The following is a 26800-nucleotide window of genomic DNA, read 5'->3' on the forward strand; positions in this document are numbered from 1 at the left end:
GAAGGAGGCAGGTCGGTGCGCGGGCGGTCCATCGAGCTGGGATGATGTCACCGACCAGCGCCGTTGCTCCGGAGGACCGACACCGTGCCACTGCCCTACGGGCCCGACGACGACCAGGCGGCGAGCCGGTTCGTCAACGAAGCGTTGCGCAACCGCGACCCGGAGACGTGGCGGCTGCTGTCGTCGGACGAGCACGTGGAGCAGACCGAACGGGTCCTGCGCGGCATGCTGGACCGCATCGCGGCCGACCGCGTCCACCGCACCACCGAACGCGACACCGCCCGCGTGCGCCTGTCGGCGGGGGAGATCAGCCGGGCGGACTACGAGCGCGACGTGGCGGAGTCCGGAGAACGCACCCGCCGCACCGCCCACTTCGAGGCGCTGGTCCGCGACCACCACCGCCTCGTCGTGGCCCAGGCGCGGAGGTTGCGCGGCGACGACGTCCGGGACGAGCTGATGAGCCTGGTCGTGGCCCTGGGAGCCGCGATCGACGCGCACCGTTCGGCGGTCCTGTCCGGCGGCGGCGTCGCGAGGCCCGCCGACCAGGCCCTGTGGGACCGGTTGACCACACTGGACGTCCCCGGGCCGAACCGCACCCCGTTGGCCGAGCTGGTCCAGCGGCACTCGGCGCAACAGGACGACCACGCCCGCGTGCTGGCCGCGATCGTCCTGGACCTGGCGGAGGACGCCGATTCCATCCTTCGCACGGACCTGCTGGAGGTGTGGAAGCGGAAGGTCGCGCCGACGTTGACGCAGGAGGACAAGGCGGAGTTCGCGGCCAAGGGCAAGGGCTCGCTGGTCACCGAGCGGCTGCGCAAGGCGATGGGCGCGCTGGAACGCCGGGGCCTGGTCACCCGCTCCGGCCCGCAGACCGCCCAACGAGTCGACATCCTGGACCGCGCGGGCTTGGCGGACCTGGCCGCCGAGCACTGACCGTGAGCGGTCGGGGTGGCGCGCGGGTCAGACCTTGTTGTACTGGAAGTACCAGCCGCCGCCCGACTCGTAGCAGCCCCACGCCGGGTAGATCTGGTGGTAGCGCTCCTTGTCCGGTTGGCACGTCTCCTTCGACGGGTACGGGCCCACGGTGATCCAGTTCGTCGCCTCGGCCGCGGCGGGGGCGGCCAGGGTGATCAGAGCGGCGGCCAGGGTGGCGGGGACGACGCGCATGGACGGCTCCTCGGCTCGGTCGTCGTCATCGTGCCGGAGCGCCGTGGTCGGGGGACACCGCCGATCGGCCCGGGTGGTCTAGGCCAATCCGGCGGACGGTGAGCAGGAGCGCCGCCGCCATCGTGAGCCTGGACGCGATCACCACCTCATGAAGGCGGAACCCCGACGCGCAGGTCGGACAGCACGGCCTGGGCGGCGCGCCTGCCGGACACCAAAGCGCCCTGGATCGAACTGGTGTCACGATGATCGCCACACACGTACCGCCGCCCACCCGCACGCACCGAAGAACGCAACGGGTGCGGCGGAGGCATAGCCGGCACCGCGTGCGGAATGTCGTAGCGCGCCAACGACTCCCAACGCCCGGTGTCAACGCCGTACAAACGCGCCAAGTGCGCCCGAACTTCCACTTCGGGAACCGACGCGTCCAGCACGGAAGCCTGCACCAGCGGCGCGTCCGGCGAGTACGACGGCGCGACCTCGGACATGACAGCGGTGTCCACCACCGGCCCGCCCTCGGCGTCCACCAGCAGCACGCCGTCCCGCAACGGCGGCTCCGGCGGCCGGAAGTACCAGGTCGTCACCCCGTTCCAGACGGGTTCCGGCTGCCCCGGCAGGAGAGCGGCGGCGGTGGTGCCGTCGGTGGCGACCACCACCGCGTCCGCGTCCAGCCGCGTCCCGTCCGCCAGATCCACCCCGTCGTCCCGCACGGCGACCACCCGCACCCCGCACCGCACCGCGGGCAGCCCGGCGGCCAACAGACGCGGCAACGCGCCCATCCCGTCCGCCGGCACCGCCGCCCCACCCCGCACGAAGCACCGCCACACCAACTGGAAGAACCGCGACGACGTGGCCAGCTCGCCCTCCAGGAACACCCCGGACAGGAACGGCTTGAGCACCCGCTGCACCGCCCGCTCCGACAACCCGCTCGCCCGCAGCTCCTCGCGCGTGCTCCGATCGGAGCCCTTCAGCGCCGCCACCGGACCGAACCCGACCCGCGTCGACAGCGCGCCCAGCGCCAGCGCGTCCCGCGGCGACAGCACCCGCTGCCGCAGCATCCCGCCCCACGCCCGCACCCCGGACCGCGGGTCCGCCAGCAGGTCCCGCCGGCCGCCGTCGTGGACCAGCACCCCGGGCCGGAAGTGCCGCAGCCGCAACGCCTCCACCTCCACCGCCGCCGCCAGCTCCGGGTAGGCGGGCAGCAGGATCTGGAAACCCCGGTCCAGCCGCACGCCGTCCACGACGTCCGTGCGCACCCGCCCGCCCACGTCGTCCGCCGCCTCGACCACCGTCACCGAGACCCCGGCCCCGGCCAGCACCCGCGCCGCGCTCAACCCGGCGAGCCCGGCCCCGACCACCACGACTCCGATCACGTTCCGACCGTAAGTCCGCCGGGACGGGGCCGCACGACAGGCGTCAGGCGCGGAGCCGGGCGGCGGCCAGCCGGCCCGAGATCAGGACCGGCGGGATGCCCACGCCCGGGGTGGTGGCGGCGCCGGCCAGGACGACGTTGCCGTCGCGGTCGGGCAGGTTGCCCGGCCGGAACGGACCGGTCTGGGCGACCGTGTGCGCCAGGGAGAACGGGGTCCCGGCCGGGTGCCCCTGCCGCGCCCAGTCGTCGGGGGTGGTCAGGGCCAGCTCGCCGATCTCGGCGTCGGACGGGACGAGCTTGCGCTCGGCCAGCAGTCCCACCAGCTCCTCCGCGTACGGGCGGGCGAGGGTGTCCCAGCGCAGCGGCGCGGACTCCAGGTTCGGGCACGGCGCCAGCAGGTAGTGCAGGTGCCGGCCGGGCGGGGCCAGGTCCGGGTCGGTGCGGGTGGGGGTGGTCAGCAGCAGCGACGGGTCGGTCATCAGCCGGCCGTCGTCGATGATCTCCCGGAACGTCTCGTCCCACCGCTCGCCGAAGGAGATCGTGTGGTGGGCGAGGTCGTCGGTGGTGGCGGTGGAGGTCAGGTGCGCCACGACCGCCGACGGCGACCAGCGCGTGCGGCGTCGGCGGGGTGGCGCGCCGGTGACCACCACGGCGTCGCACGGGATGCGGTCGTCGGCGGTGCGGACGGCGGTCACCCGCGAGCCCTTCCGCTCGTAGCCGGTGACCTCGGTCGAGTAGCGGAACACGACACCCGCGTCCTCGGCCGCCGCCGCGAGCGCCCGGGGCACCGCGTGCATCCCGCCGCGCGGGAAGTACACGCCGGCGATGGTGTCCATGTACGCGATGACGGCATAAGCGGCACGGGCCTGTCGTGGCGCCACGCCCGCATAAAGCGACTGGAAGGTGAACACGCGCCGCAGCCGCGGGTCGCGCAGGAACCGGGCGATCACCGGGTCGAGCGCGCGGAAGCCGCCCATCGCCACCAGCGTGGCGAAGTCGCGCCCCAGCACGTCCCAGGGCGCGTCGAAGTTCGCCCCGACGAACCGGTCCCGCTCGACCCGGTACAGCCGCGTCAACCACTCCCGCAGCGCCCGGTACCCGGCCGCCTCCCGGTCACCGGCGAACCGGCGGACCGCGTCCTCCATCGCCTCGGCGTCGGTGTGCACGTCCAGCGCCGCCCCGTCGGCGAACACCGCCCGGTACGCCGGGTGCAGCGGCACCAGGTCGAGCCGGTCGGCCAACCGGTCGCCCACGGCGGCCAGCGCCTCCTCCAGCAGCTCGGGCATGGTGAGCACGGTGGGGCCGGTGTCGAGGTGGTGGCCCGCGACCTCCAGCCGCCCGGCCACCCCGCCCGGCCCGGGGCCGCGTTCCACGACGGTGACCTCCCGGCCCGCGCCCCGCAGGTGCAGCGCGGCGGACAGCCCGGCCAGCCCGGCACCCACCACCACGACGGAGTCCACCCGCCCCTTGACGGTCCGCACGGTCACCTCAGCCGGCTCGTGGCGCGCGCGGCCAACGCCGTCAACGCCCGCCGGGCGTCCGGATCGACGCCGGGGTGCTCCAACGCCCGCAACCCGCTCGCCGTCAGCGCGGCGATCTGCTGCTCCAGCGCGGCCACCGCGCCGATCTCCCGCAACGCGTCCGCGACCGCGGCGAGGGTGCGCGGGTCGGTCCGGCGGTCGTCCAGGCAGCGGCGCAACAGGCGGGTGACGTCGTCGCGGCGCAGCTCCCGGGCCAGCGACAGCCCGACCGAGATCAATGGGGTGCGCTTGCCCTCCCGCAGGTCGTCGCCGACGGGTTTCCCGGTCACCTCCGGGTCGCCGAACACGCCGAGCAGGTCGTCGCGCAGCTGGTAGGCGATGCCGATGTCGTGGCCGAACACCCGCAGCGCCGAGATCACCGCCGGCTCGGCGTCGGCCAGGGCCGCGCCCAGGTGCAGGGGCCGTTCGACGGTGTAGGCGGCGGTCTTGTAGCGGGCCACCCGCAGCGTCTCCTCCAGCGACTCCTCGCGGCGCGCGACGGCGAGCAGGTCCAGGTGCTGCCCGGCGATCATCTCGGTGCGCATGGCCTGCCACGGCGTCCACGCGCGGGCCAGGCCGTCGGCGGGCAGCCCGGCGGTGACCAGCGCGTCGTCGGCCCACGCCAGCGCGAGGTCGCCGACCAGGATCGCGGCGGCGTCGCCGTAGCCGGCGGAGTCGCCCGCCCAGCACGAGCGGCGGTGCTTGGCGGCGAACGCGCGGTGCGTGGCGGGCCGGCCGCGCCGGGTGGCGGAGCGGTCCATGACGTCGTCGTGCACGAGGGCGCAGGCCTGGAGCAGTTCCAGCGCGACGAACGCCCGGACGGCGGTGTCCGCGGCCGGCCCGTCCGGCGCGCCGCCGCCGGCCCGCCAGCCCCACCAGGCGAAGGTGGGGCGCAGCCGCTTGCCGCCGCGACGCACGAAGTCGGCCAGCGCGGCGGAGATCTCGGCGGCCACGCCGGGCGCGCACCGGTCGCGCAGGTAGCGGTCGAGCTCGTCGGCCAGGCGCGGGGCGAGGTCAGCGGTCGACGACGCCGTCGCGTCGGTGTCGTGACCGGTGGCCAGCGTCATCGTGGTCTCCTCGCGGTCGCAGGGTTCGCGCTGACGAGTCAACCAGCGTGGTGCGCGCTCCGCATGACGGGCGCGTCCGTCATGCGGAGGCGTGCGCGCGGCCCTAGCGTTGTCCCCGTCGTCAACGGGAAGGAGCTGTCCGGCGGATGTCGGTCGAGCGAGAACTCGATGCCGCGGGCATCGTCGATCCCGTGCTGTGCAACGCCTATCGGCGCTGCCGGGAGCTCAACGCGGTGCACGGCCGCACGTACTACCTGGCCACCAAGCTGCTGCGCCCGGCCCAACGGCCCGCGGTGCACGCCCTCTACGGGTTCGCGCGGTGGGTCGATGACATCGTGGACGAAGTGCACGACGGCCGCACGCCGGAGCAGCGGGCGGCGGAGCTGTCCGAGGTGGAGCGGCGGCTGCGCGCCGGGCTGGTCGACGGGACCAGTGACGACCCGGTGATCATGGCCCTGCTGGACACGATCCGCCGCTACGGCATCGACGAGGGGCACTTCCGGGACTTCATGGCGTCGATGCGGATGGACCTCACCGTCACCGACTACGCCACGTACGGCGACCTCGCGCGGTACGTGCACGGTTCGGCGGCGGTGATCGGGTTGCAGGTGCTGCCCGTGCTGGGCACCAGCGTGCCGCGCGCCGAGGCCGAGCCCGCGGCGGCGGCGCTGGGGATCGCCTTCCAGCTCACCAACTTCCTGCGGGACGTGGGGGAGGACCTGGACCGGGGCCGGGTGTACCTGCCCGCCGACGAGTTGGCCGCGCACGGCGTGGACCGCGCGTTGCTGCGGTGGTCGCGCGACACCGGCCGCGCCGACGCCCGGATCAGGCGCGCCCTGGCCGACCAGGTCGCGCGGGCGCGGGCGGTCTACGCCCAGGCCGCGCCCGGGGTGGGGATGCTCGCCCCGCGCTCCCGGCCCTGCGTGGCCACGGCCTACCGGCTCTACGGCCGGATCCTGGACCTGATCGAGGAAGCCGACTACGACGTGCTGTCGCGGCGGGTGGTGGTGTCCACCGGTCGGCGGCTGGTGGTCTTCGCGCGGGCCGCGCTGGCCCGGTCCGCCTGAGCGTTCGGGAATGGAGTGGTGGATGGTGGCGCGCTTGCCGTTGCGGGTGTTCCGGAGTCGCCCGTGGGCCGAGCAGGAACCCACGTGGGCCGACGCCAAGCCCGCGCTGATCGAGGCGGCGTTGAAGCGGGCGCAGGCGCGGCCGTCGGGCAACTGGTTCGTGGTCGGGTCGAGCCGCGAGGTGCGCGCGGACCGGCCGGTGGGGCGGACCGTCGCCGGGCGCGAGGTCGTGGTGTGGCGCGGGTCCGACGGCGGTCTGCTGGCCGGTCCCGGCGCCTGCCCGCACCTGGGCGCGCCGCTGCGTGACGGGGTGGTGGACGACGGCAACCTGTTGTGCCGGTGGCACGGGTTGGCGTTGCGCGGCAGGCGGTTCGGGGCCTGGAGCCCTTACCCGGCGTTCGACGACGGTGTGCTGGCCTGGGTGCGCCTGGACGCGGTGGGCGGTGAGGAGCCGTTGGAGCGGCCGGTGGTGGCGCCGCGCCCGACGCGGGGCGCCATCGACGCGGTCACGACGGTGGTGGGCCGGTGCGAGCCGGAGGACGTGGTGGCCAACCGGCTGGACCCGTGGCACGGCGCGTGGTTCCACCCGTACTCGTTCGCCAACCTGCGGGTGGTCGAGACGCCGAGCGAGGCCGACGACCGGTTCACCGTGGAGGTCACGTTCAAGGTGGCGGGGCGGGTGGGCGTGCCGGTGCTCGCGGAGTTCACCTGCCCCGAGCCGCGCACGGTGCTGATGCGGATCGTGGAGGGCGAGGGCGTGGGCAGCGTGGTGGAAACCCACGCCACCCCCGTGGACGCCGGCCGGACCGCGGTCATCGAGGCCACCGTGGCGCACTCGGAGCGGCGCGGGTTCGCGGTGGCGGGGCTGGCCGCGCCGCTGATCCGGCCCGCCATGCGGTGGGCCGCGACGCGGTTGTGGCGGGACGACCTGGCCTACGCCGAGCGCCGGTACGCGTTGCGGACCACCGGGCGGTGGCCGGACTAGCGCCGGTCCGGTGGTGCGGGGGCCGGGTGAGCGGTCCGACGGCTAGCCCGGCACCCGGCCCCACTTGCGCGCGACGGCGCGCAGGAGCGGGTTGCGGCCGGCGGTCGGGACAGTCCACAGTGGAGTGCCCGCCACGCCCCACCGGGACAGCAGGTGGTTGGCCGCGGTGAAGCCGGTGGTCGCGGCTCGTTCCATCAGGGCGACCGGGAGGTTCACGCGGACCAGGTCGCCCGCCAGGACCAGGAAGTCCTCCGGCGTGGTGACCGTCGGGCGGCGCTGGAAACCGCCCGGCGGGAACAGCGGGCAGTCCGCGCGCAGCTCGTGGCGTTCGTCCACCACGCCGGCGGCCTTGGTCTCCGGGTAGACCTCGTGGAGCGCGTCGAGCAGCCGCCGCCGCGCCTCGTGCTCGTCCACCGTGGACGGGATGGCGTAGCCGTGCAGCTCCACCACCGAACCGCCGGTCCGCGCCGCCCACGCCCGTGCCTCGTGCTCGTACCGGTCGAGGACGGTGACGTTGTCCAGCAGGTCGTAGCCGCTGGTGCCGACGAAACCCGGCCGGTCGGGGGCCACCGGGCGGTCCAGCCAGTAGCGGGACACCAGGAACGGCGGCGCGGTGGCCAGCTGCTCGATGCCCGCCCGCCACGGCGCGGTGCCCAGGTCCGGCGAGGCCTCGACCAGCGCGCGCAGGCCCGGGACGTCCAGCGCCAGGACCACGGCGTCGGCCTCCACCGGGCGGGTGGCCAGGTGGACGGTGAACCGCCGCCGGCCGCCGCGCACCACCTCCAGCACCGGCTCGCCGGTGTGGACGTCCGCGCCCAACGCGGTGAGGTGCTCGGCCAGCGGGTTCCACAGGCCGTGCGGGAACGGGTCGGTGGGCACGTCGAACAGCAGGCCCTCGGCCGAGCCCAGGAAGTAGATGTGGAACATCGTCGCCAGCTCCGCGGCCGACATGCGGTCCGGGTGGGCGAAGAAGCTGCGCGAGAACACCTCGAACGCCAGGGCGTGCGCCGCTTTCGGGAACCGGACGTGCTCCAGGTAGGTGGCGGCGCTCAGCGCGTCCAGCTCGCGGTAGGTGGCGGGGACCGACACGTCCAGCAACCGCAGCGCGGCGCGGGCGTCCACGTCCAGCAGGTCGCGCCACGCGAAGGTCTCGCTGCGCCACAGGAAGGCCAGCGCGTTCCACGGCAACGTCCGCGGCAGGCCCGCGAACCCGTCGCGGTGGCCGCCCCGGTGCCACAGCGGGTAGTCCGGGAGCCCGACCAGCGCCGTGCCGTGCGGGTCGGCGCGGCGCAGCAGGGCACGCAGGTTGTAGTACTGGCGGAAGAACGCGTGGAAACCCCGGGTCATCGTGGCCCGGCTGCCGTCGGCCAGCACCGTGTCCCAGCCGCCGACCCGGCCGCCCAGGTGGTTCTCGCGCTCGCACAGCACCACCCGCGCGCCGCGCTCGGCCAGGATCGTCGCCGCGGCCAGACCGGCGATACCGGCCCCCACCACGACCACGACGGGCGCGTCGCCGTTGAACGACGGTCTTCCGGTTGGTCCTTCGATCCGTACCGCGGCACGGTCGCGCATCAGCGCTCCTCTAGTGGTGCGTGGCCGACGAACGTGTGCACGACGCCCATTTGCAGGCCTGACAGCGGCGCGCTGCGCACACCGGTGAAACCGTTGCGGCGCAGGCGGTCCCGCAGTTCGCGGGCGCTGTCGAAGCGCAGCGCGCTGCGCCACAGGTACGTGTAGAGGCGGTGGTCGCCGGTCACCAGCCGGCCCGCCGGGATGACCACACCCCAGCACAACGCGGTCCAGACGGCCGTGCGCAGCGCGGAGTCGCGCACCGAGTACTCGTGCGCCACGAACCGGCCACCCGGCCGGAGCAGCTCGCGGACGCGGCGCAGCGCCGGGTCCGGGTCGGGCAGGTTGCGCACCAGGTAGGCGGCGAAGACAGCGTCGAACGGGCCTTCCACGCCCGCCGCGTCCAGGTCCTCGGCCCGCGAGTGCACGAACCGCACCGACGACGGCCAGCGCTTGGCCCGCGCCTCGGCGACCATGCCCGCCGACGCGTCCACCGCCACGACCTCGACCTCCGGCGCCACCGCCAGCAGCGCCGCCGTCGAGGCCCCGGTGCCGCAGCCCAGGTCGAGCACCCGCTGCCCGGGGCGCAACCCCAGCGCGCGGGCCGAGCGGCGCAACGCCGCGTGGTAGCCGGGGTTCAGGCCGACCAGCAGGTCGTAGCCGGTGGCGGCGGAGTCGAAGGCGGCCGGCACCTCCCGCGCCCGCAGCCCGGTCACGACGCCACCTCGCGGTCGCGGTGCCGCTGCCACAGCAGCAGCGTCGCGGTGATCATCGCGAACCCGAACAGGAAGTCCTCCACGGGGATGTCCCACGGGGCGCGCGTGCCGCTGATCGCCCACGGCGCGTAGACGACGATCGGCGCGGACAGCTTCGTCAGCCACCCGTCCACCGGCACCTGGAACGCGAACACCACGCCCATCGTGATCCAGTACGCGGGCCGCTTGAACAGGCCGGTCCGCAGCACCAGCAGCTCCCACAGCACCGTCAGCACCGCGGCCACGGCCGCCGCGAGCAGGTACTCCCTAACCACGGCCCACCCGCTCCCGCCGGTCGGCGGGCCGCCGCGACAGCGCCCCCACCGCCTCGTAGGTCAGCACCGCGCACACCGGGACCACCACGAAGAACAACACCTCTTCCACCGGCATCCCGCCCGGCAGCACCACACCGAGCGTGAACGCCTCGTTGAACGACCAGTGCCCCCGGGCGATGGCCACCAGGTCCCACGCGGCGAACACCGCGAGCACGGGCAGCAGCGCGCGGGCGAGCGTGCCCAGCCGCCGGTACACCCCGGACCCCAGGAACTCCAACGGCGCGGTCACGACGACGCAGGCCGCCAGCACGGCCAGGTACTGCCAGCGGTCACCCACGAGCCACCTCCACGCGTCCGACCGTATGGCCCGCCGGGCGGGTTCGCATGACGGCGGGGTGTGGGGGCTCGGGCGCGGGGTACCCGACGGGTCCAGCGTGAGGGGAGCGGAGCCGTGACCAGTTATGCGCACCGGGCCGAGGTGGACCTAGCCGCGGACCGCCTGTTCGACTTCCTGGCCGACCCGCGCACCCTGCCCCGCTACCTGCCGGAGCTGACCGAGGTCGAGCCGGTGGGCGGGGACCGGGTGCACGTGGCGGCGGAGGTCGGCGGCCGGCACGTCGAGGCGGAGGGCTGGCTGCGGGTGGACCGCGACCGGCGCACCCTGTCGTGGGGCACGCCCGGCGAGGACGACTACCACGGCGAGCTGACCGTGTCCGACCACGGCGCGGGCCGCAGCGAGGTCGCCATCACCCTGCACACCGAGCGGGAGGGCGGGCCGGAGGTCCAGCGCGGCCTGGAGGAGGCGGTGGCGGTCCTGACCCACCGCGCGACGGCCGAGAACGACACCGAGGCCGCCGAGAAGGGCGACGACTGGTTCTGACCCTCATCGGAGCCCTTCGTAACGGTCACCGGCGAACTGCCGCAACGCGAGGTCGATGGTGGTGGTGAAGTCGCCGTCCACGGCTTGGCGCTGCCCACGCCCGTCGCGGGCGGCCACCTCCAGGACGACCCGCGACCCGTTCCGGACCACCACGAGCCGGTCCACGTCGGCCCACCGGTACGCCCAGGACGCGCCCTTCGGCTCGTCCCACCGCACGCCGTCCGACCCGATGATCAACTTCTGCGGGCGTTCCAGTCGCTGAGCGACCCACTGGATGAGCCTGGGCGCCACCACGACGACGCCCAGGCAGAGCGCCGACCCCACCAGCCACTCCGCCCGACTCCCGGTGAACAGCCCGCGCACCAGCATGACCAGCGCGACGACCACCACCAGCGCGGGCACCAGCACGGCCACCACCAGCCGCCCGTGGGCGCGTCCACCAACGTTGATCTCGACGGTCACCCCCGCATCCCACCAAATCAGGTGCCTCCGGTGGTGGATGTCGGGACCATGGCGGCCATGGGTTTCCTCGGTGACCGGGCACGCGGGCGGCTCGACAGGGCCGTGGCCGAGACCGCCGGCGGCAGCGCCGCCGTCCGAGCCCAAGCCGTGCGCGCCCTGGCGTCGGCCGGTGATCTCGTCCCCGCCACGGCAGCCCTGACCGACCGCGGCGCACTCGTGCGCGCGACCGCGCCGACCTCGCCGCGTGGCTCAAGCACGACGCCGCGACCACGTGCTCCACGCCGCCCGCGGCACGCGCGGCCGAGCTGTCCGGGTTGCTCGCCGACGCCGTCCTGGAGCCCGAGGTGATCCGCGTCCTGCGGTTCCACTTCGGACTGGCGGATTGACGTGGAGCCGGTGCGTTCCCAGCAGGTGAGCGTTGGCCGGGACGGCGGCGGCGACGGGGTACCGTCCCGAGCGCCGGCCCTGATGCGGCCATCAGGGGGAGTGTCTGCTCGGTGAGCAGGGAGGGGGACGAGCCGTGCGCCGTCGTATGCGTGGCACCGCGTTTGCCGCGATCGCGTTGACCGGGTTGTTGGTGGTGAGCGCCTGCGCGAAGGACTCCGGCGGGAGCACCGCCGCGTCGACCGGGGGCGCCCCGTGCGAGTTCGCGCCGGCGCCCAGCCCGCCGGTCGCCTCGACCACCAGCGCGGCCGGTGAGAGGCCCGCCGGGGAGAAGGTCGACGGGAGCGCGCTGAAGGTCGGCCTGGCCTACGACATCGGTGGCCGCGGCGACGCGTCGTTCAACGACCTCGCCGCCGCCGGGTTCGACCAGGCGATCAAGGACATGGGGGTGCGGAAGGAGAACACCCGCGAGCTGTCCGCCGCGCCGCACGAGGACGAGTCGGTGAAGCGGTCCCGGCTGCGGCAGCTCGCGCGTGACGGGTTCAACCCGATCATCGGCGTCGGGTTCGCCTACACCGAGGCGCTGCGGGTCGTCGCGCCGGAGTTCCCGGACGTGGAGTTCGGCCTGGTGGACTCCGCCGTGGACGGCGCGCCCAACGTGACACCGCTGGTGTTCGCCGAGCAGGAGGGCGCGTTCCTGGCGGGCGTGGTGGCCGCGTACCAGAGCAAGAAGTGCCACGTGGGCTTCATCGGCGGCGTGGACATCCCGCTGATCCAGAAGTTCGAGGCCGGTTTCGTGCAGGGCGCCCGGACGGCCGCGCCGAAGATCGAGGTGGAGCGGAAGTACATCACCCCCGCCACGGACTTCTCGGGCTTCCAGGACCCGGCGAAGGGCTCGGAGACGGCGAAGGGCCTGATCGACAAGGGCGCGGACGTGCTGTACCCGGCGGCCGGCGCGTCGGGGATCGGCGTGTTCGCGGCGGTGAAGCAGGCGGGCGTGCTGGCGATCGGGTGCGACGCGGACCAGTACCACCAGCCGGCGCTGGCGGATTCGAGGGACGTGATCGTGGCGTCGAGCCTGAAGCGCGTGAACGTGGCGGTGTACGACTTCGTGCGGGCGGCGGCGAGGAACGACCTGGCGTCGCTGCCGAAGGTGTTCGACCTGAAGGTCAACGGCATCGGGTACGCGACGTCGGGCGGCAGGGTCGACGCGAAGCTGCAAGGCATCCTGGAAGCCTTCAAGGCCCAGATCATCGAGGGCAAGATCCAGGTGGCCGACAAGCGGTGACCGCGCGGGCGGCCCGGTGTGCGCTCACCGGGCCGCCGCCTCACTCATTCCGGAACGGTCGCTCGGGGTTGACCCTCCCACAGTGGGAGAGTCCAGGCTGTCGGTCCGCCAGGGCCCGACCCCGCGACCCCCGGGAGACCGATGATCATCGAGAACGTCTCGTACACCGGCCAGCACTGCGAGACCACCACCCTCGGCGCTCTCCTGCGCCACGGGGGCCTCGACCTGTCCGAGCCCATGCTGTTCGGCCTCGGCGAAGGGCTCGGCTTCGTCTACTGGGACGCCAAGAACCTGGACTTCCCGTTCCTCGGCGGGCGCGTCAAACCCTTCGCGCTCACCCGGACCGCGGCCGACCGGCTGGGCCTGGCACTGCACGTCCACGAGACCGCCTCACCCCGCAAGGCCTGGCAGAACGTCGCCGACGCCCTCGCCGCCGGACACCCGGTCGGCCTGCAACTGGACTGCTACCACCTCGACTACTTCACCACCAAGGTCCACTTCGGCGGCCACTTCGTCGCGATGCACGGCTACGACGACACCCACGCCCACCTGATCGACACCGCCCAACAGGGCGGCAAGGTGACCACCACCCTCAAGAGCCTGGAACAGGCCCGCAACGAGCGCGGCCCGATGACCGCCCGCAACCTCTCCTACACCGTCACCCCCACCACCCCGCCCGACCTGGCCACCGCCATCCGCACGGCCGTCACCGCCAACGCGCGCGCCTTCCTCAACCCGCCGATCGCCAACCTCGGCCACCGCGGCATCGCGAAGGCGGCCCACCAGGTGACCCGCTGGCTCGACCGCTCAAGCGACCCGGCCCGCGACCTCCCGCTGGCCGCGACCCTGATGGAGCGCGGCGGGACCGGCGGCTCGCTGTTCCGCGCCCTGTACCGCGACTTCCTCGCCGAGTCCGCCACGATCGTGGACGCCGACGACCTCCGCCTCGGCCACCGCCTCTACGCCGAGATCGCCCCGCTGTGGACCGAGGTCTCCCACCACATCGCCGCCGCCGGCGAGACCCGCGACCCGAACCACCTGGCCCACGCCGCGACGCTCCTCGCCGACCTCGCGGACCGGGAGCGTCACGCCATGCAGGTCCTGGCCGACCTCTGACCCCCGCCGCGGCGCGGGATTCACGTCCGCGGGACCCGGTTTCGAAGTATTCGAGAAAAGCATTGCGGCATTGAGTTCCAGGCGGGCATACTTGAGTCACAACGCGAGAGAAAGGATCGGGGACATGGGGAAGCGGGTGTCGCACCGTTCGTGGCTCAGTGCCGCGAGTGCCGCTCTGCGCGTGTTCTCCAGTCGGCCCGGTTCATCCCCGCTCCAGCGGCAATCGCCGCTGAGCTGCGCGGACTCCCCGCCCTGACCTGTGCTTGAGGTCTTGTGGACAGGGAGCCGCCCATCGGGAAACCGATTCGGGCGGCTTTCTTGTTGAGGGCGCGCGAAATCATTTGTGAATACCACGGATGCGAGGGGCACGGCGACCCCACCTGATTTGGGATCAGGACGCACCGCGTTCGACTCGCGGGCATCCGACGTCGGGCGCCGACCCCGGTCGGGTCGGTGCCGGCACGCACGGTCCCGGTTGGTGTAGTCGGCAGCACGGCGGATTTTGGATCCGGCCAGCCCAGGTTCGAACCCTGGACCGGGAGCCGGGCAGCCGACGCGACGGGCACCAGGTCCGTGCGACGGAGGAGGGCCGGCCGAGAGGCAAGGTCGCCCCGGCTCACCGAGTCGGGGCGACCGCGTGCGGTCACGGTGTGCCGACCGCGTCCACGACCCGGGTCGCGCCGGAACGGTCGTTCGCCTCCTGGGCGGGGACCGGTGCCGGCTCGGGCCGGGCTCGTGGTCGTCGGGTGATCACACCCCGGGAGGGCTGATCTCCCGGGCCAGGCGGACCGCGAGCGCCAGGTTGGCCGCTGCCGCCTCGGGCGTGCGGCGGCCGTACCCGCAGGCCGCGGCGACGCCTGCCACCGGGCCGCCGAGGGCGTTGACGACCAGGTCCAGCGCTTCCCGGCTCTCCCTCGGGTGGTTCTCGGCCACGACACCGGCGATGACCCGCACCCCGCGCCGCAGCCGGCGCAGGGCCCGGTAGAACTCCGGGTCGGTGGGCGGCGCGGCGTCGCCCGCGGTCACGGGCAGGTGCACGGTCGGGACCGGCAGCCTGCGGTCGGACTCGTGGTCGGCCAGGGCGTTGACGAACTCGACGGCCGGCTCCAGGTCGGTCGGCAGGAACACCGGCACGTGCCCCAGGTCGCCGTAGCACAGGTGCAGCACCCACCGCCCGTGCGGCACGGTGTCCAACACCCGCGCGACCTCGCCCACCAGCAGCTGCGTGAGGCCGGGCCACCCCTCGCGCGGCGTGCGGTGGTAGGAGACCAGCACGGCCGGCGTCTCCAGCTGGAACTGCACCCGGTCGCCCCACCGGGCGGCGACCTGCGCGACCTCGCCGTTGACCGCCCCGCGCACGACCGGCAGGTGCCGCAGGGCGTCCTCGACCGAGCCGAACGCGAACAGCGCCAGGTCGAAGGCGTTGGGCACGCCGACCTGGAGGCGCAGCCGTGAACCGGGGCGCAACGCGTCCAGTGCGGCGAAGGCGTCCTCGACGTGGGCCGGCATGCCCCACGCCACGTCGCCGGGCGCGAGGTGGTGGCCGGGGCGCAGGCGGTAGGTGGGCATGTCGTGGTAGCCGGTGCTGGCCCCGGTCCGCACGGGCTCCAGCGCGGGCACGGTCGCGAGGTGGTCCAGCCAGTCGATGATCCACCGCGGGTCGCGGTCGCAGGGCAGGCCGGTCAACGGCGCGTCGTCGCTGTGGCTCAGGAACCACTCCATCGCCGTGGCGGGTTTGTCGCAGAGGGGTCCGGGGAGTGAGCCGACGAGGTGCACGGGCGTGGGAGTGCGCATGGGGTGACCGCCTTTCGTGGTGACAGCGGCCATTCTGGGGTCCCGACCGTCTCATTTGGACGGATTTCAAGATCATCCATGCGATTGTGTGACCCGGTCCCGACCGGTGCGTCACGCGCCGTGGTCCTCGGTGGCGGGCGGATCGGGCGACCACTTCCGGGCGTCCCTCGGTGTGGTCGCTCGCGGGGGTGATGGCGGTGGACACGCTGTTGCGGGTGCTCCAGTGGGTCATGGCCTCCCTGACCGTGCCCTCGGTCTCGCGGCGGCCCCGGTCCTGGTCGCCTGGGGCCGCCTCGGCCCGTACCCGTTGTGAGGGTTCGTCGGCACCCACGTGACCATCCGGCACCCGGACGGCCGGCGCTTCATCCTGCCCCGGGGTTGAGCCCCGCCGGGGTCACGGCTCGTCGAGGAAGGCGAGCACCGGTCGTGCCGTGGCCGGTCCGATGCCGAGATGTCCCTTGTGCGGGAACAGGATCAGGCGGGCGCCCGGGATTCGGGCGGCGGTGCGTTCGAGGAGGGCGCGACCGTAGCAGCCGTCGTGCGCGCCGCCGACGAGCAGCGTGCGGGCGGTGATGGCGGGCAGGCGGTCGCAGAGGTCGAAGGCGTCCTCGGCGTCGATCACGGCTTGCAGGTCCGGGTCGCCCCGGCCCACGAACGTGCTGCCCAGCAGCCACCCCGCCGCCGTGGCCGCACCCCGCGTGAGCGGGCCCGCGCCCATGATGCCCATCATCGCCGCGGCGGCCCGGCGGGGGCGACCGGCGCGCAGGTGGCGGGCCGCGTCGCGTTGCGCCCGACGGCCGCGCTCGCCCAGCGTGCAGGCGGCCGAGACCAGGACCAGCCGGCGCACCACGTCGGGGGCGTCCACCGCGAGCTGGAGCGCCACGCTGCCGCCGGTGGACACGCCGAGGACGTCGACGGCGTCCCCGAACAGCCCGCGCAGCGCCGCCGCGTGGTCGGCGGCGAGGTCGGCCATGCTCGTCCCGGTCGGCAGGCCGGGGCGGCGGTTGAGCCACCACACCTCCCGGGTCCGGGCCAGGGGCCGCACCTGCGCGAGCTGGAAGCGGAGGTCCGGTCCCGCGGGCACGCGGTGGTGGGCGGTGATGCCGGGGAGGAACACCAGGGGCGGGCCCGATCCCGTGCGCAGGTAGGGCATCCCTCCCGCCACCGTGCCCGTCTCGACCACCCGGCCCACCTCCTGTCGTGTGCCCTCAGCCGACCCGGTCGTCCAGCATGCCGGGGCCGAAGACCTCGTACCGGATGCGGTGGTCGGCAAGGCCTCGGCGGAGCAGGCCCGCGCGGATGTGGCGCATGAACGGGACGGGGCCGCACAGGTGGGCGGTCGTGTCGTCGTCCAGCGGCAGGGCGTCGACGTCGATGCGGCCGTGGTGTTCGTCGCCGCCGGTCTCGTACCACGTGAGCTGGTCGGTGTCGGCGAGGTTCGAGGCGGTGTGCAGGACCTCGGCGCGCAGCGCGTGCCGGTCGGGGGTGCGCTCGGCGTGGGCGACGACGACGCGGCGGGTCGGCTGGGTGCGGGCGATGTGGTCGAGGATGGCGGCGGTGGGGGTGATGCCGATGCCGGCGCTGACGAGCAGGACCGCGCCGGTGCCGGGGTCGAGGGTGTGGTCGCCCGCGGGCGGGCCGACCAGGAGCGTGTCGTCGGCGTGGAGGTGGTCGTGCAGGTGGTTGGACACCGCGCCGCCGGGGACGCGGCGCACGGTGATGCGCAGCGAGCCCCGACCGGGCCCGTGGGACAGCGTGTACTGGCGGGGTTGGCGGTGGCCGTCGGGCAGGTCCACGGCGACGGAGACGTACTGGCCGGCGAGGAACTCGGGGACCGGGCCGCCGTCGTCGGGCACCAGGGTGAAGGAGACGGTGTCGACCGCTTCGTCCTGCCGCTTGGCGACCCGCCACCGCCGCCACGGCGTTTCGGGGTCGATGTCGCCGCGCTGGTACAGGCGGGCTTCGGCGGCGATGAGCCGGCAGGCCAGCAGCCAGTAGACCTCGTCCCACGCGGCGGCGATCTCCGGCGTGACGGCGTCGCCCAGGACGGTGGCCACCGCGCCCAGCAGGTGCCGGCCGACGACGGGGTACTGCTCGGCGCGGATGCCCAGCGACACGTGCTTGTGGGCGATGCGCTCGGCGATGGCGTCGAACGGCGTCGCGTCGGGGTCGAGCAGGTGTTCGGCGAAGGCGACCACGGCGGAGGCGAGGGCGACGCGCTGCCGCCCGTCGGCCTGGTTGCCCTGGTTGAACAGGTCGAGCAGCTCGGGGTGGGCGGCGAACATCGACGGGTAGAACGCGCTGGTGATCTCGACGGCGTGGTCGCGGACGACGGGCAGGGTCGCGCGCACGATGTCGGTGGAGCCGACGGACAACACGGAAAGGTCCTCCTGACAAGGGGTTTGGTGTTGACCTTGACGCGCGGGACCGGTCACCGGACAGGGTCCAAGGTCCCGCCCGAGCCGGGCCCGGAGGTCCTGGCTCGCGGGCCTCCGGACGCTGTCCGCGCCGCCCCGTTCGGGTGGACCCTCGGGGGAGGAGGTGTCCCATGCGTGCTCAGGACGTCATGACCAGCCCGGTCGTCGCGGTGACCGCGGACGTGCCGATCCGGCAGGTGGCCGCGCTGTTGGCGGACCGCGGGTTCACCGCGGTGCCGGTGGTGGACGCCGCGGAGCGGCTGGTCGGGATCGTCAGCGAGGAGGACGTGGTGCGCGGCGGGTACGCCGGCGCCGCCACGACGGCGGGCGGGGTGATGAGCACGCCGGTGCTGTGCATGGACCCCGACGCGCCCGTCACCATGATCGCCCGCGTGATGCTGGAGGACCACGTGCGGTGGCTGCCGATCGTGTCCGACCACCGGTTGGTCGGGGTCGTCACGCGCCGGGACGTGCTCCGGGCGATGGCGCGATCCGACCGGCCCTGAGCGGCCGGGTGGGACCCGGCCGCCCAAGGGTTTGCACCGGAGTTGAAGCGCGACGGTTCGCCGCCGGCCGCACCGGAGCTGAAGCGCGACGGTTCGCTGCCGGCCGCACCGGAGCTAAAGCGCGGCGGATCGCCGTCGGACGACCGCCTTGCGCGCCTCCTCCACCCACAGCACCGTGGTCGCGGTGCCGGCGGCCAGCAGCCAGTCGGCGGGCGTGAGCGCGGTGGTGCCGAACAGTTCCTGCGCCAGTGGCACGTGGACCGCGCAGGCCTGGAGGACCAGCACCGCCGCCAGCGCCGCCCACAGCCGCCAGTTGTGCAGCAGCAGCGGGCCGAAGGCCGACGCCCGTTCGTCGCGGACGTTGAAGATGTTGACCACCTGGAACAGCACGAAAGTGGTGAACGCCAACGTTTGCGCGGTCGCGGTGCCCCGGTCCACCCCGTACTGGAACACCAGCAGGGTGCCGACGACCATCACCGCCGCGGTCGCCGCGATCCGGGTCAGGCGGGCGCTGGTGAGGATGTGCGCGCCGGGCGGGCGCGGGGGTTCGCGCATCACCGACGGGCGCGCGGGTTCCAGGCCCAGCGCCAGGGCCGGCGGGCCGTCGGCGATCACGTTGATCCACAGCAGCATCAACGGTGTCAGCACCACGGCGTCGCCCAGGAAGAACACCGAGCCGGCGACCATGGTCAGGATCGCCGCCACGTTGGTGCCCACCTGGAACCGGACGAACTTCACGATGTTGTCGTAGATCGTGCGGCCCTGGCGGACCGCGCCGACGATGGTGGCGAAGTTGTCGTCGGTGAGGACCATCGCGGCGGCTTCCTTGGCCACGTCGGTGCCGGTGACCCCCATCGCCACGCCGATGTCCGCGCCCTTGAGCGCCGGCGCGTCGTTCACGCCGTCGCCGGTCATCGCCACGACCTCGCCGCGGCGCTGCAACGCCGCCACCACGCGGATCTTGTGCTCCGGCGCGACGCGGGCGAACACGTCGGTCGTCTCGACGGCGCGGTCCAGGCCGTCGTCGTCGAGCCGGTCCAGGTCGCCGCCCGACATGCCGCGCCCGGTGATGCCGAGGGTGTCGGCGATGGAGGTCGCGGTGGCCAGGTGGTCGCCGGTGATCATCTTGACGTCGATGCCCGCGCTGCGGCACTCGGCGATCGCCGCCCGAGCCTCCGGGCGCGGCGGGTCGAGCAGGCCGACCACGCCCACGAGCACCAGCCGGGACGGCACCTCCGGCGTCGGGTCGGCCTCGGTGGTCTCGCCGACGGCGACGCCGAGCACCCGCTGCCCCTGCCCGGCCATCCGGTGCAGCTCCTCCTGCACGGCCGCGCGCCGCTGTTCGTCCAGTGGCACGTCCCCGCCGGCCAGCCGCACGTGGGAGGCCATGTCCAGCAGCACGTCCGTGGCCCCCTTGAGGTACACGCGCGTGCCGGCGCCGTGCCGGTGGAAGGTCGCCATGTACTTCAGAGCGGAGTCGAACGGGATCTCGGCGACGCGCGGGAACTCTGCCCGCAGCGCCTGCACGTCCAACCCCGCCTTGCCCGCCAGCCCCAGCAACGCTCCCTCGGTGGGGTCGCCGACCAGCACGCCCTCGCGCACGACGGCGTCGTTGCACAGCACCGCGGGCAGCAGCACGTCCCGCAGGTCGCCCACGGGCCCGCCGTCCTCGGCGGTGACGGTCCCGTCGTGGCCGTAGCCCTCGCCGCTGACCGCGTACCGGCGGCCGGCGTGCCACAGGGCGCGGGCGGTCATCTGGTTCAGCGTCAACGTGCCGGTCTTGTCGGTGCAGATGACCGTGGTCGCGCCGAGCGTCTCCACGGCGGTCAGCCGCTTGACGATCGCGCGCCGCCGGGCCATCCGGCGCATCCCGAGCGCCAGCGTGACCGTGACGACCGCGGGCAGGCCCTCCGGGATGGCCGCGACCCCGAGCGCGACCGCCAGCGTGATGACCTCGCCGAGGCTGCCGCCCGTGGCCAGCCGCGTCACCGCGACGAGCAGGACCGCCGCGCCCGCGAGGTAGGCCAGGCGGACGCCCAGCCGGTCGAGCTGCCGCTGGAGCGGCGTGCGGGTGGTGTCGGTGCGTTCGAGCAGCGCGGCGACGTGGCCGATCTCGGTGCCCATGCCGGTCGCGGTGACCAGCAGTTCGCCGTGGCCGCGGGTCAGGGTGGTGGACATGTGCAGCATGCAGGACCGGTCGGGCAGCCCCACGTCGGCCACCGGCGCGACGGACTTGGCCACCGGCGACGACTCCCCGGTCAGGCCGGACTCGTCCACCTCCAGGTTCACCGCCGACACCAGCCGCCCGTCCGCGGGCACCCGGTCGCCGGCCTCGACCAGCACGACGTCGCCGGGCACGAGCCGGTCGGCGGGCACCTCCACGACCACGCCGGCGCGCCGGGCCTTGGCGGTGGGGCTGAGCATCCCGCGCAGCGCCGCGACCGCCTGGTCCGCCCGGCGTTCCTGGACGAAGCCCAGCACGCCGTTCATGGCCAGGACGACGCCGATGACCACGGCCTCCTTGTAGGAGCGCTCGACGGCTCCGGCCAGGGCCGCCGCGATGACCAGGACCAGGTTCAACGGGTTGGCCACCTGCGCGGCCAGCGCCCGCCACCACGGCCGGCCCGGCGGTTCGGCCAGCCGGTTGGGCCCGAACCGGGCCAGCCTGAGCTCGGCGTCGGCCGGGGCCAGGCCGCGGCGCGGGTCGGCGTTCAGCGCGGAGGCCACCTCGTCGGTGTCCGACCGCCAGGGCGCGGTCACGGAGATCACGGTGTCGCCGCCGGGCTCAGTGGTGCGGGACCACGACGACGGGGCACTCGGCGTGGTGGATCAGCGCCTGGCTGGTGGACCCCAGCAGCAGGCCGCGGAACCCGCCGCGCCCGCGGGAGCCGACCACGACCAGCGCCGCGTCGCGGGAGTGCGCGACCAGGGCGTGGGCCGGCCGGTCGCGGGTCACCACGAGCCGCACCGCCACGTCGGGGTGCGCCGCGCGGTGCGGCTCCACCTGCCGCTCCAGCAGCTCCCGCTCGGCCGCCTCGATCGGCTCCCAGTCCACCACCAGGCCCTGGTGCCACGCGGTGTCCACGAAGACGTCGGACCAGGTCCGCACCGCCACCAGCTCCGCGCTCGTGGCCGCGGCCTGGGCGAACGCGAACGCCAGCGCGGCCTCGCCGGCCGCCGACCCGTCCACGCCGACCACGACGCCCGACCCGGTCTCGGCGCCGCGCACCACGACGACGGGGCAGTGCCCGTGCGTGGCCACGGCCACCGCGATGGACCCGACGAGCAGCCCGGTGAACCCGCCCAGCCCGCGCGAGCCCAGCACCACGAGCTGGGCCGACGCCGACCGGCCGACCAGGTCCTCCGCCGCGTCCCCCGACGCCAGCTCGGTCTCCACCGCCAGGTCTGGCGCGACGCGACGGGCCTCCTCGGCGGCCTCGGCCAGCCACCGCCGGCCCTGCTCCAGCACCGCCTCGTGGTAGGTGCGGGGCAGCGCGATCGGGTCCGGCACGCGTGCGGGCACCAGCAGGCACGCGTGCACGACCGACAACGCCACCCCGCGCCGCCGCGCCTCCCGAGCCGCCCACCGCACCGCCGCCGTGGCCGACGACGACCCGTCGACCCCCACCACGACCGACTTCTCCGCCATGCCCTTTTCTCCCCGTGCTCGGATCCGCGCCCACCACTTGGGCTCGGTCACCAGTGTTTTCGCACCGGTTCCGGAAATCCGTGGTCGGAGGTCACGAACGGACAGGGCATTATGTCCCGGGGGACGGCGTCAGCGCACGCCGTGCACGGTCACGGCGGCACCGCCCACCTCGACCAGCACGCCGTCGGGGTGGGCGATGACCTCGCCGCCGGCCACCTCAAGCGACCCCGCCCCGCCCGACCCGGCCTCGCCCGACCCGGCCCCGCCTGACCCGGTCCCGCCCGACCCGGCCCCGCCTGACCCCGCCCCGACCGACCCGGCCCCGACCAGCAGCAGGCGCCACCGCGACGGCGCGTTCTCCGCCTCCACCCGCACCTGGTCACCCGCGCGGACCGTGCGGAACGTCGTGCCGCCGACGACGGTCGTGTGCGACCCCTCGGCCAGCTGGTACGCCCGCAGCGTGACGCCCTCCGCGTAGTCGTAGTCCGGGCGGTCGTCCACCGCGCCCACGGGCAGGATCGTGTCGGGCCGCACCAGCACCGGCGCGGTCAGGAAGTCGCAGCGGTCGCGGACCCAGCGCGGGCCGTGCACGACCTCGCCGGTCAGCAGGTGCGTCCACGCGCCCTCGGGGACGTAGTACGACACGTCGCCCTCGTCGGAGAACACCGGTGCCACCAGGAGGTCGTCGCCGAGCATGTACTGGCGTTCGAGGTGCGCGCAGCCGGGGTCGTCCGGGAACTCCACGACCATCGCCCGCATCATCGGCACGCCCTCGGCCGCGGCCTGCCGCGCCGCCGCGTCCAGGTACGGCATCAGGCTCAGCTTGAGCTTGGCGAACCGGCGCAGCACGTCGACGGACTCCTCGTCGAACAGCCACGGCACCCGGTAGGACCCGCTGCCGTGCAACCGGCTGTGCGAGGACAACAATCCGAACGCGATCCACCGCTTGAACAACGCCGGCGTCGGCGTCCCCTCGAACCCGCCGATGTCGTGGCTCCAGTACCCGAACCCGGACAGGCCCAGCGACAGCCCGCCGCGCAGGCTCTCCGCCATCGACTCGTAGGTCGCCTCGCAGTCCCCGCCCCAGTGCACCGGGAACTGCTGCGACCCGGCGGTGGCCGACCGGGCGAACACCACGGCGTCCTCGTGCCGCTTGCGCAGCACGTCGAACACGGTCCGGTTGTAGAGGAACGTGTAGTAGTTGTGCATCCGGTGCGGGTCGGACCCGTCGTGGTAGACCACGTCGGTCGGGACGCGCTCGCCGAAGTCGGTCTTGAAGCAGTCCACGCCCTGGTCCAGCAACGCTTCCAGCTTCGCCGCGTACCACGCCCGCGCCGCCGGGTTGGTGAAGTCCACCAGCGCCATGCCCGGCTGCCACAGGTCCCACTGCCACACCTCGCCGGACGGCCGCCGCAGCAGGTAGCCGTGGGCCGCGCCCTCGGCGAACAGCGGCGACCGCTGCGCGATGTAGGGGTTGATCCACACCGACACCCGCAGGCCGCGTTCGCGCAGCCGCGCCAGCATCCCCGCCGGGTCGGGGAACGTGCGCGGGTCCCACTCGAAGTCGCACCAGTGGAACTCGCGCATCCAGAAGCAGTCGAAGTGGAACACGCTGAGCGGCAGGTCCCGCTCGGCCATCCCGTCGATGAACCCGGTCACCGTCGCCTCGTCGTAGGAGGTGGTGAACGACGTGGACAGCCACAGCCCGAACGACCAGGCCGGCGGCAACGCGGGCCGCCCGGTCAACGCGGTGTACTTGCGCAGGATCTCCCGCGGCGTGGGCCCGTAGACCAGGAAGTACTCCAGCGACTGCCCCTCGACGCTGAACCCGACCTTGGACACCGCCTCCGAGCCGACCTCGAACGAGACGTGCCCGGGGTGGTTGACGAACACCCCGTACCCGGCGTTGGTCAGGAAGAACGGGACGTTCTTGTACGCCTGCTCGCTGCTGGTGCCGCCGTCGGCGTTCCAGACGTCCACGGTCTGGCCGTTCTTCACCAACGGCCCGAACCGCTCGCCCAGCCCGTACACGGCGTGCCCGACGCCCAGCACCAGTTGCTCGCGGACGTGGTGCACGCCGTCGAGCGTCATGAACCCGATGCCCTTGGCGCCGCTGCTGGTCAACAGCCGCCCGTCGGCGGTGAAGTCGACCCGCCACTCCGACCCCCGGCGCACCCGGGCGGTCAGCGAGCCGGAGGTCAGCGCCACCCCGGCGTCGTCCTCCACCACCTTGGCCTCGTGCGCGGGGTCGGCGGAGAGCCCGAACGACGGGTGCTCGGGCGCTCCGCCGGCGAAGTGCGTGATCCGCACCCCGACCACGTCCGGCATCGGCGAGCTGAACCCGAGGGTGACCATCGGGCCCTTGAGCATGTCCCCGCGATGCCGGACGGGGTGGGTGGCGGCGTGCACCACGACCTCGCCGTCGCCGGCGGTGACGTCGTGCACGCCCGTCGGGTGGGCCGCCTCGACCCCGGGCCGCAGCAACCAGTACCCGTCACTGAACTTCACACGCCGCTCCCGCCTGCGATGTCGAAGCGCTTCGACTCATCACCGTAGAAGAGACGGCGAGTGGTGCGCAATAGCGCTGCACTGCTCAGGTGAAGCGCTCAAACGTTCTTCTTCGACACAGTCCACGGGTACTTCGCGGCCAGGCCCGACGGGTCGAGGATGTACGCGCGGGCCGTGGGGTTGGCGTTGAGGACCATGTCCAGGAAGTGCACGACCGTGGTCATGCCGTCGGTCAGCTGGCTGCCGGTGATGAAGCCGACGTGGCCCGCCTGCGGCTGCCGCGCCAGCACCGCCGGCACGGTGACCAGGTCGTAGTTGGCCTGGGTGTTGGCGTAGGCGATGTCGGACGGGCCGCCGTCCATGAACAGGACCGGGGTGTGCAGCTTGCGCAGCTCGGTGCGCGGGTAGCCGAACGCGCCGTCGGCGAAGAAGCCGCTGTTCAGCGAGACCACGGTGGACACCCGGCTGTCCTGCGCGGCGACCAGGGCCTCCAGGCCGCCGCACGAGTGGCCCGCCGTGGCGACCTTCCCGAGGTCCAGGCGCCTGCTCAGCGGTGAGGCCGCACGGTCCTGCTCCCGCCCCGCCCACGTGATCGCGTCGGTGAGCAGGGACGGGATGGGCGATCCGCTGGGCACGCCGTTGGGCGAACCGTCGACCGACCCGGTGTTGACGACGACGAAACCCTTGGACGCGATGAACGTCAACGCCCGCGTCACCTCGCTGTTGTCCGTGTGCGCGCAGGCCCCGTTCCCGAACGCCAGCACGGGCATGGGACGGCCGAGGGCCTGCGGGTTCGTGGGGCGGAACACCGTGAAGCGGTTGTCGCCGTAGGCACCCTCGCGGGTGACCGCGAAGTTGTTCTCCACCATCGGGCGGGTCGGCGACGGGGTGGTGGTCGTGGTCGTGGTCGTCGTGGTTGTGGTCGTGGTTGTGGTGGTCGTGGTTGTGGTGGTCGGTGACCCCGTGCACGCCACGCCGTTGAGGGTGAACGCCGGGGGCGTCGTCGGACGGGCGCTGGTGGTGGCGTTGAACCCGAACGACACCGTCGCGCCGGTGGCGATCGCGCCGTTCCAGGCGGCGTTGGCCACGGTCACCTGGCTGCCGGACTGGGTGTGCGTCCCGTTCCAGGACTGGGTGATCCGCTCGTCGCCGGCGAACGCCCACGACAGGCGCCACCCGTTCACGGGGTCGCCCAGGTTGGTCACGGCGACGGTCGCGCCGAACCCGCCCGGCCACTGCGAGCCGATCGCGTAGTCGACGCGGCAGCCGGCGGCGGCGGACGCGGACTGGGACCCGACGAGCGCGGCGGCCGTCGCGGTCAGGGCCACGGCGGCGGCGAGGACGGCCGCCCGCCGGGCGTGGGATTCCGTTGTGCGCACAGCATCTCCTTGCTATCGCGGCTGGTCCTGGGCACGCCGAGCCGGCGGCCGGACGCTTTGCGCCCGGCCGCCGGGATCGGGGTGCGTCAGCGGGCCGAGCAGGTGGGGGACAGGGCGCCCGCGTTCCCGTCGGCCTGGAAGCCGAACTCCGTGGACCCGCCGGCGGGCAGCCCGCCGTTGTAGGCCACGTTGGTGAACGCCACCGTGCCGGAGTTGCCGCTGCGCCCGGAGTTCCACGAGTTCACCACGGTCACGCCGGACGGCAGCGCCACCGACACCGACCAGCCGTTGACCGCCGACGACCCCGCCGTGACCTTGAGCGTGGCCACGAACCCGGTGTTCCACTGGTCGAGCGCGGAAACCGTTGCGGTGCAACCACCCGGGGGCGGCGTGGTGGTCGTGGTGGTCGTGGTCGTAGTCGTGGTGGTCGTCGTCGTGGTGGTCGTCGTCGTGCTGGTCGTCGTGCTGGTCGTCGTCGTGGTGGAGGACGGGGGAGCGGCGTTCAGGGCGTTGAGGACCGCCGTGTAGGCGGGCTTCTTGTTGCCTGAGCCGTCGAAGAGCAGTGGGGTGCCGTAGGAGCGCCAGGAGTCGGTGTCGCGGATGCCCCACACGGTGATGCCGGTGCATCGGGCCACCGCCAGGC

At 73.8% G+C, this 26800-nt stretch carries 24 protein-coding genes and 1 tRNA gene; 8 read left to right on the plus strand and 17 right to left on the minus strand.

Going from position 1 to position 26800, the window contains the following annotated elements; translation table 11 throughout:
- Positions 1 to 84 precede the first annotated feature (84 nt).
- On the plus strand, positions 85 to 933 hold the full coding sequence (locus tag ABD126_RS27800) for a hypothetical protein (RefSeq protein WP_343936911.1): 849 nt from the start codon (positions 85 to 87) through the stop codon (positions 931 to 933).
- Between the two features lie 27 nt (positions 934 to 960).
- On the opposite strand, the gene ABD126_RS27805 is transcribed toward ABD126_RS27800, so the two are convergent.
- From ABD126_RS27805 to ABD126_RS27820, 4 genes are all read right to left on the minus strand, one after another.
- Positions 961 to 1167, minus strand: coding sequence for a hypothetical protein (locus tag ABD126_RS27805; protein WP_343936912.1), 207 nt, complete (start codon positions 1165 to 1167; stop codon positions 961 to 963).
- 146 nt (positions 1168 to 1313) lie between these two features.
- Positions 1314 to 2537 carry an NAD(P)/FAD-dependent oxidoreductase gene (locus ABD126_RS27810; RefSeq protein ID WP_343936913.1) on the minus strand — a complete coding sequence of 408 codons (1224 nt, stop codon included), beginning with the start codon at positions 2535 to 2537 and terminating at the stop codon, positions 1314 to 1316.
- A gap of 43 nt (positions 2538 to 2580) precedes the next feature.
- On the minus strand, positions 2581 to 4017 hold the full coding sequence (gene crtI / locus ABD126_RS27815) for a phytoene desaturase family protein (protein WP_343936914.1): 1437 nt from the start codon (positions 4015 to 4017) through the stop codon (positions 2581 to 2583).
- A 2-nt stretch (positions 4018 to 4019) separates the two neighbouring features.
- Positions 4020 to 5123, minus strand: coding sequence for a polyprenyl synthetase family protein (locus ABD126_RS27820; protein ID WP_343936915.1), 1104 nt, complete (start codon positions 5121 to 5123; stop codon positions 4020 to 4022).
- A 146-nt stretch (positions 5124 to 5269) separates the two neighbouring features.
- On the opposite strand from ABD126_RS27820, the gene ABD126_RS27825 reads away from it, so the two are divergent.
- Together ABD126_RS27825 and ABD126_RS27830 are read left to right on the plus strand one after the other, a co-directional pair.
- Complete coding sequence (locus tag ABD126_RS27825) at positions 5270 to 6190, plus strand: phytoene/squalene synthase family protein (RefSeq protein ID WP_343936916.1); 921 nt, start codon at positions 5270 to 5272, stop codon at positions 6188 to 6190.
- Between the two features lie 22 nt (positions 6191 to 6212).
- Positions 6213 to 7175, plus strand: coding sequence for a Rieske (2Fe-2S) protein (locus ABD126_RS27830; RefSeq protein WP_343936917.1), 963 nt, complete (start codon positions 6213 to 6215; stop codon positions 7173 to 7175).
- Between the two features lie 42 nt (positions 7176 to 7217).
- Here ABD126_RS27830 and ABD126_RS27835 read toward each other — a convergent pair whose 3' ends face one another.
- Genes ABD126_RS27835 through ABD126_RS27850 form a run of 4 tightly spaced genes read right to left on the minus strand, consistent with a single transcriptional unit; the run spans position 7218 to position 10111 of the window.
- Positions 7218 to 8747, minus strand: a complete 1530-nt coding sequence (locus ABD126_RS27835; protein ID WP_343936918.1) for an FAD-dependent oxidoreductase — start codon at positions 8745 to 8747, stop codon at positions 7218 to 7220.
- The gene (locus tag ABD126_RS27840; protein WP_343936937.1) at positions 8747 to 9451 is read right to left on the minus strand and encodes a class I SAM-dependent methyltransferase; all 705 of its coding nucleotides are present in this window, start codon (positions 9449 to 9451) and stop codon (positions 8747 to 8749) included. The genes ABD126_RS27835 and ABD126_RS27840 overlap by 1 nt, the downstream gene beginning before the upstream one ends.
- Positions 9452 to 9456: 5 nt before the next feature.
- On the minus strand, positions 9457 to 9774 hold the full coding sequence (locus tag ABD126_RS27845) for a lycopene cyclase domain-containing protein (protein ID WP_343936919.1): 318 nt from the start codon (positions 9772 to 9774) through the stop codon (positions 9457 to 9459).
- Complete coding sequence (locus ABD126_RS27850; protein WP_343936920.1) at positions 9767 to 10111, minus strand: lycopene cyclase domain-containing protein; 345 nt, start codon at positions 10109 to 10111, stop codon at positions 9767 to 9769. The genes ABD126_RS27845 and ABD126_RS27850 overlap by 8 nt, the downstream gene beginning before the upstream one ends.
- A 114-nt stretch (positions 10112 to 10225) precedes the next feature.
- Between ABD126_RS27850 and ABD126_RS27855 the strand changes: the two genes are divergently transcribed.
- Positions 10226 to 10654, plus strand: coding sequence for an SRPBCC family protein (locus ABD126_RS27855; protein WP_343936921.1), 429 nt, complete (start codon positions 10226 to 10228; stop codon positions 10652 to 10654).
- A 3-nt stretch (positions 10655 to 10657) separates the two neighbouring features.
- Here the strand turns inward: ABD126_RS27855 and ABD126_RS27860 are convergent, their stop codons facing one another.
- On the minus strand, positions 10658 to 11116 hold the full coding sequence (locus ABD126_RS27860) for a hypothetical protein (RefSeq protein WP_343936922.1): 459 nt from the start codon (positions 11114 to 11116) through the stop codon (positions 10658 to 10660).
- 532 nt (positions 11117 to 11648) lie between these two features.
- On the opposite strand from ABD126_RS27860, the gene ABD126_RS27865 reads away from it, so the two are divergent.
- The 3 genes from ABD126_RS27865 to ABD126_RS27875 all read left to right on the plus strand — a co-directional run bounded on the left by ABD126_RS27865 (position 11649) and on the right by ABD126_RS27875 (position 14446).
- A complete protein-coding gene (locus tag ABD126_RS27865) occupies positions 11649 to 12788 on the plus strand; it encodes a BMP family lipoprotein (RefSeq protein ID WP_343936923.1) in 1140 nt (379 codons plus the stop codon).
- A gap of 141 nt (positions 12789 to 12929) precedes the next feature.
- Positions 12930 to 13904 (plus strand): BtrH N-terminal domain-containing protein, encoded by a 975-nt coding sequence (locus tag ABD126_RS27870; protein WP_343936924.1) that lies wholly within the window; start codon positions 12930 to 12932, stop codon positions 13902 to 13904.
- Positions 13905 to 14373: 469 nt separating this feature from the next.
- Positions 14374 to 14446, plus strand: a tRNA-Gln gene (locus ABD126_RS27875).
- A 208-nt stretch (positions 14447 to 14654) separates the two neighbouring features.
- On the opposite strand, the gene ABD126_RS27880 is transcribed toward ABD126_RS27875, so the two are convergent.
- From ABD126_RS27880 to ABD126_RS27890, 3 genes are all read right to left on the minus strand, one after another.
- Positions 14655 to 15698 carry a hypothetical protein gene (locus tag ABD126_RS27880; protein ID WP_343936925.1) on the minus strand — a complete coding sequence of 348 codons (1044 nt, stop codon included), beginning with the start codon at positions 15696 to 15698 and terminating at the stop codon, positions 14655 to 14657.
- 394 nt (positions 15699 to 16092) lie between these two features.
- The gene (locus tag ABD126_RS27885) at positions 16093 to 16881 is read right to left on the minus strand and encodes an alpha/beta fold hydrolase (RefSeq protein WP_343936926.1); all 789 of its coding nucleotides are present in this window, start codon (positions 16879 to 16881) and stop codon (positions 16093 to 16095) included.
- Positions 16882 to 16906: 25 nt separating this feature from the next.
- Positions 16907 to 18076: a globin domain-containing protein gene (locus tag ABD126_RS27890; RefSeq protein ID WP_343936927.1), complete on the minus strand. Its 1170-nt coding sequence runs from the start codon at positions 18074 to 18076 to the stop codon at positions 16907 to 16909.
- 170 nt (positions 18077 to 18246) lie between these two features.
- Between ABD126_RS27890 and ABD126_RS27895 the strand changes: the two genes are divergently transcribed.
- A complete protein-coding gene (locus tag ABD126_RS27895) occupies positions 18247 to 18621 on the plus strand; it encodes a CBS domain-containing protein (RefSeq protein WP_343936928.1) in 375 nt (124 codons plus the stop codon).
- Positions 18622 to 18735: 114 nt separating this feature from the next.
- Here ABD126_RS27895 and ABD126_RS27900 read toward each other — a convergent pair whose 3' ends face one another.
- From ABD126_RS27900 to ABD126_RS27920, 5 genes are all read right to left on the minus strand, one after another.
- Complete coding sequence (locus ABD126_RS27900; protein ID WP_343936929.1) at positions 18736 to 21381, minus strand: cation-translocating P-type ATPase; 2646 nt, start codon at positions 21379 to 21381, stop codon at positions 18736 to 18738.
- Positions 21382 to 21406: 25 nt separating this feature from the next.
- Positions 21407 to 22270: a universal stress protein gene (locus ABD126_RS27905; protein WP_343936930.1), complete on the minus strand. Its 864-nt coding sequence runs from the start codon at positions 22268 to 22270 to the stop codon at positions 21407 to 21409.
- Between the two features lie 129 nt (positions 22271 to 22399).
- A complete protein-coding gene (yicI, locus tag ABD126_RS27910) occupies positions 22400 to 24778 on the minus strand; it encodes an alpha-xylosidase (protein WP_343936931.1) in 2379 nt (792 codons plus the stop codon).
- A gap of 98 nt (positions 24779 to 24876) precedes the next feature.
- Positions 24877 to 26157, minus strand: a complete 1281-nt coding sequence (locus ABD126_RS27915) for a cellulose binding domain-containing protein (protein ID WP_343936932.1) — start codon at positions 26155 to 26157, stop codon at positions 24877 to 24879.
- A gap of 86 nt (positions 26158 to 26243) precedes the next feature.
- On the minus strand, positions 26244 to 26800 hold a 557-nt coding region (locus tag ABD126_RS27920; protein WP_343936933.1), incomplete at its 5' end, for a cellulose binding domain-containing protein.

It is taken from the genome of Saccharothrix mutabilis subsp. mutabilis (assembly GCF_039521145.1).
In the GTDB taxonomy this organism is placed as follows: Bacteria; Actinomycetota; Actinomycetes; order Mycobacteriales; family Pseudonocardiaceae; genus Actinosynnema; species Actinosynnema mutabilis.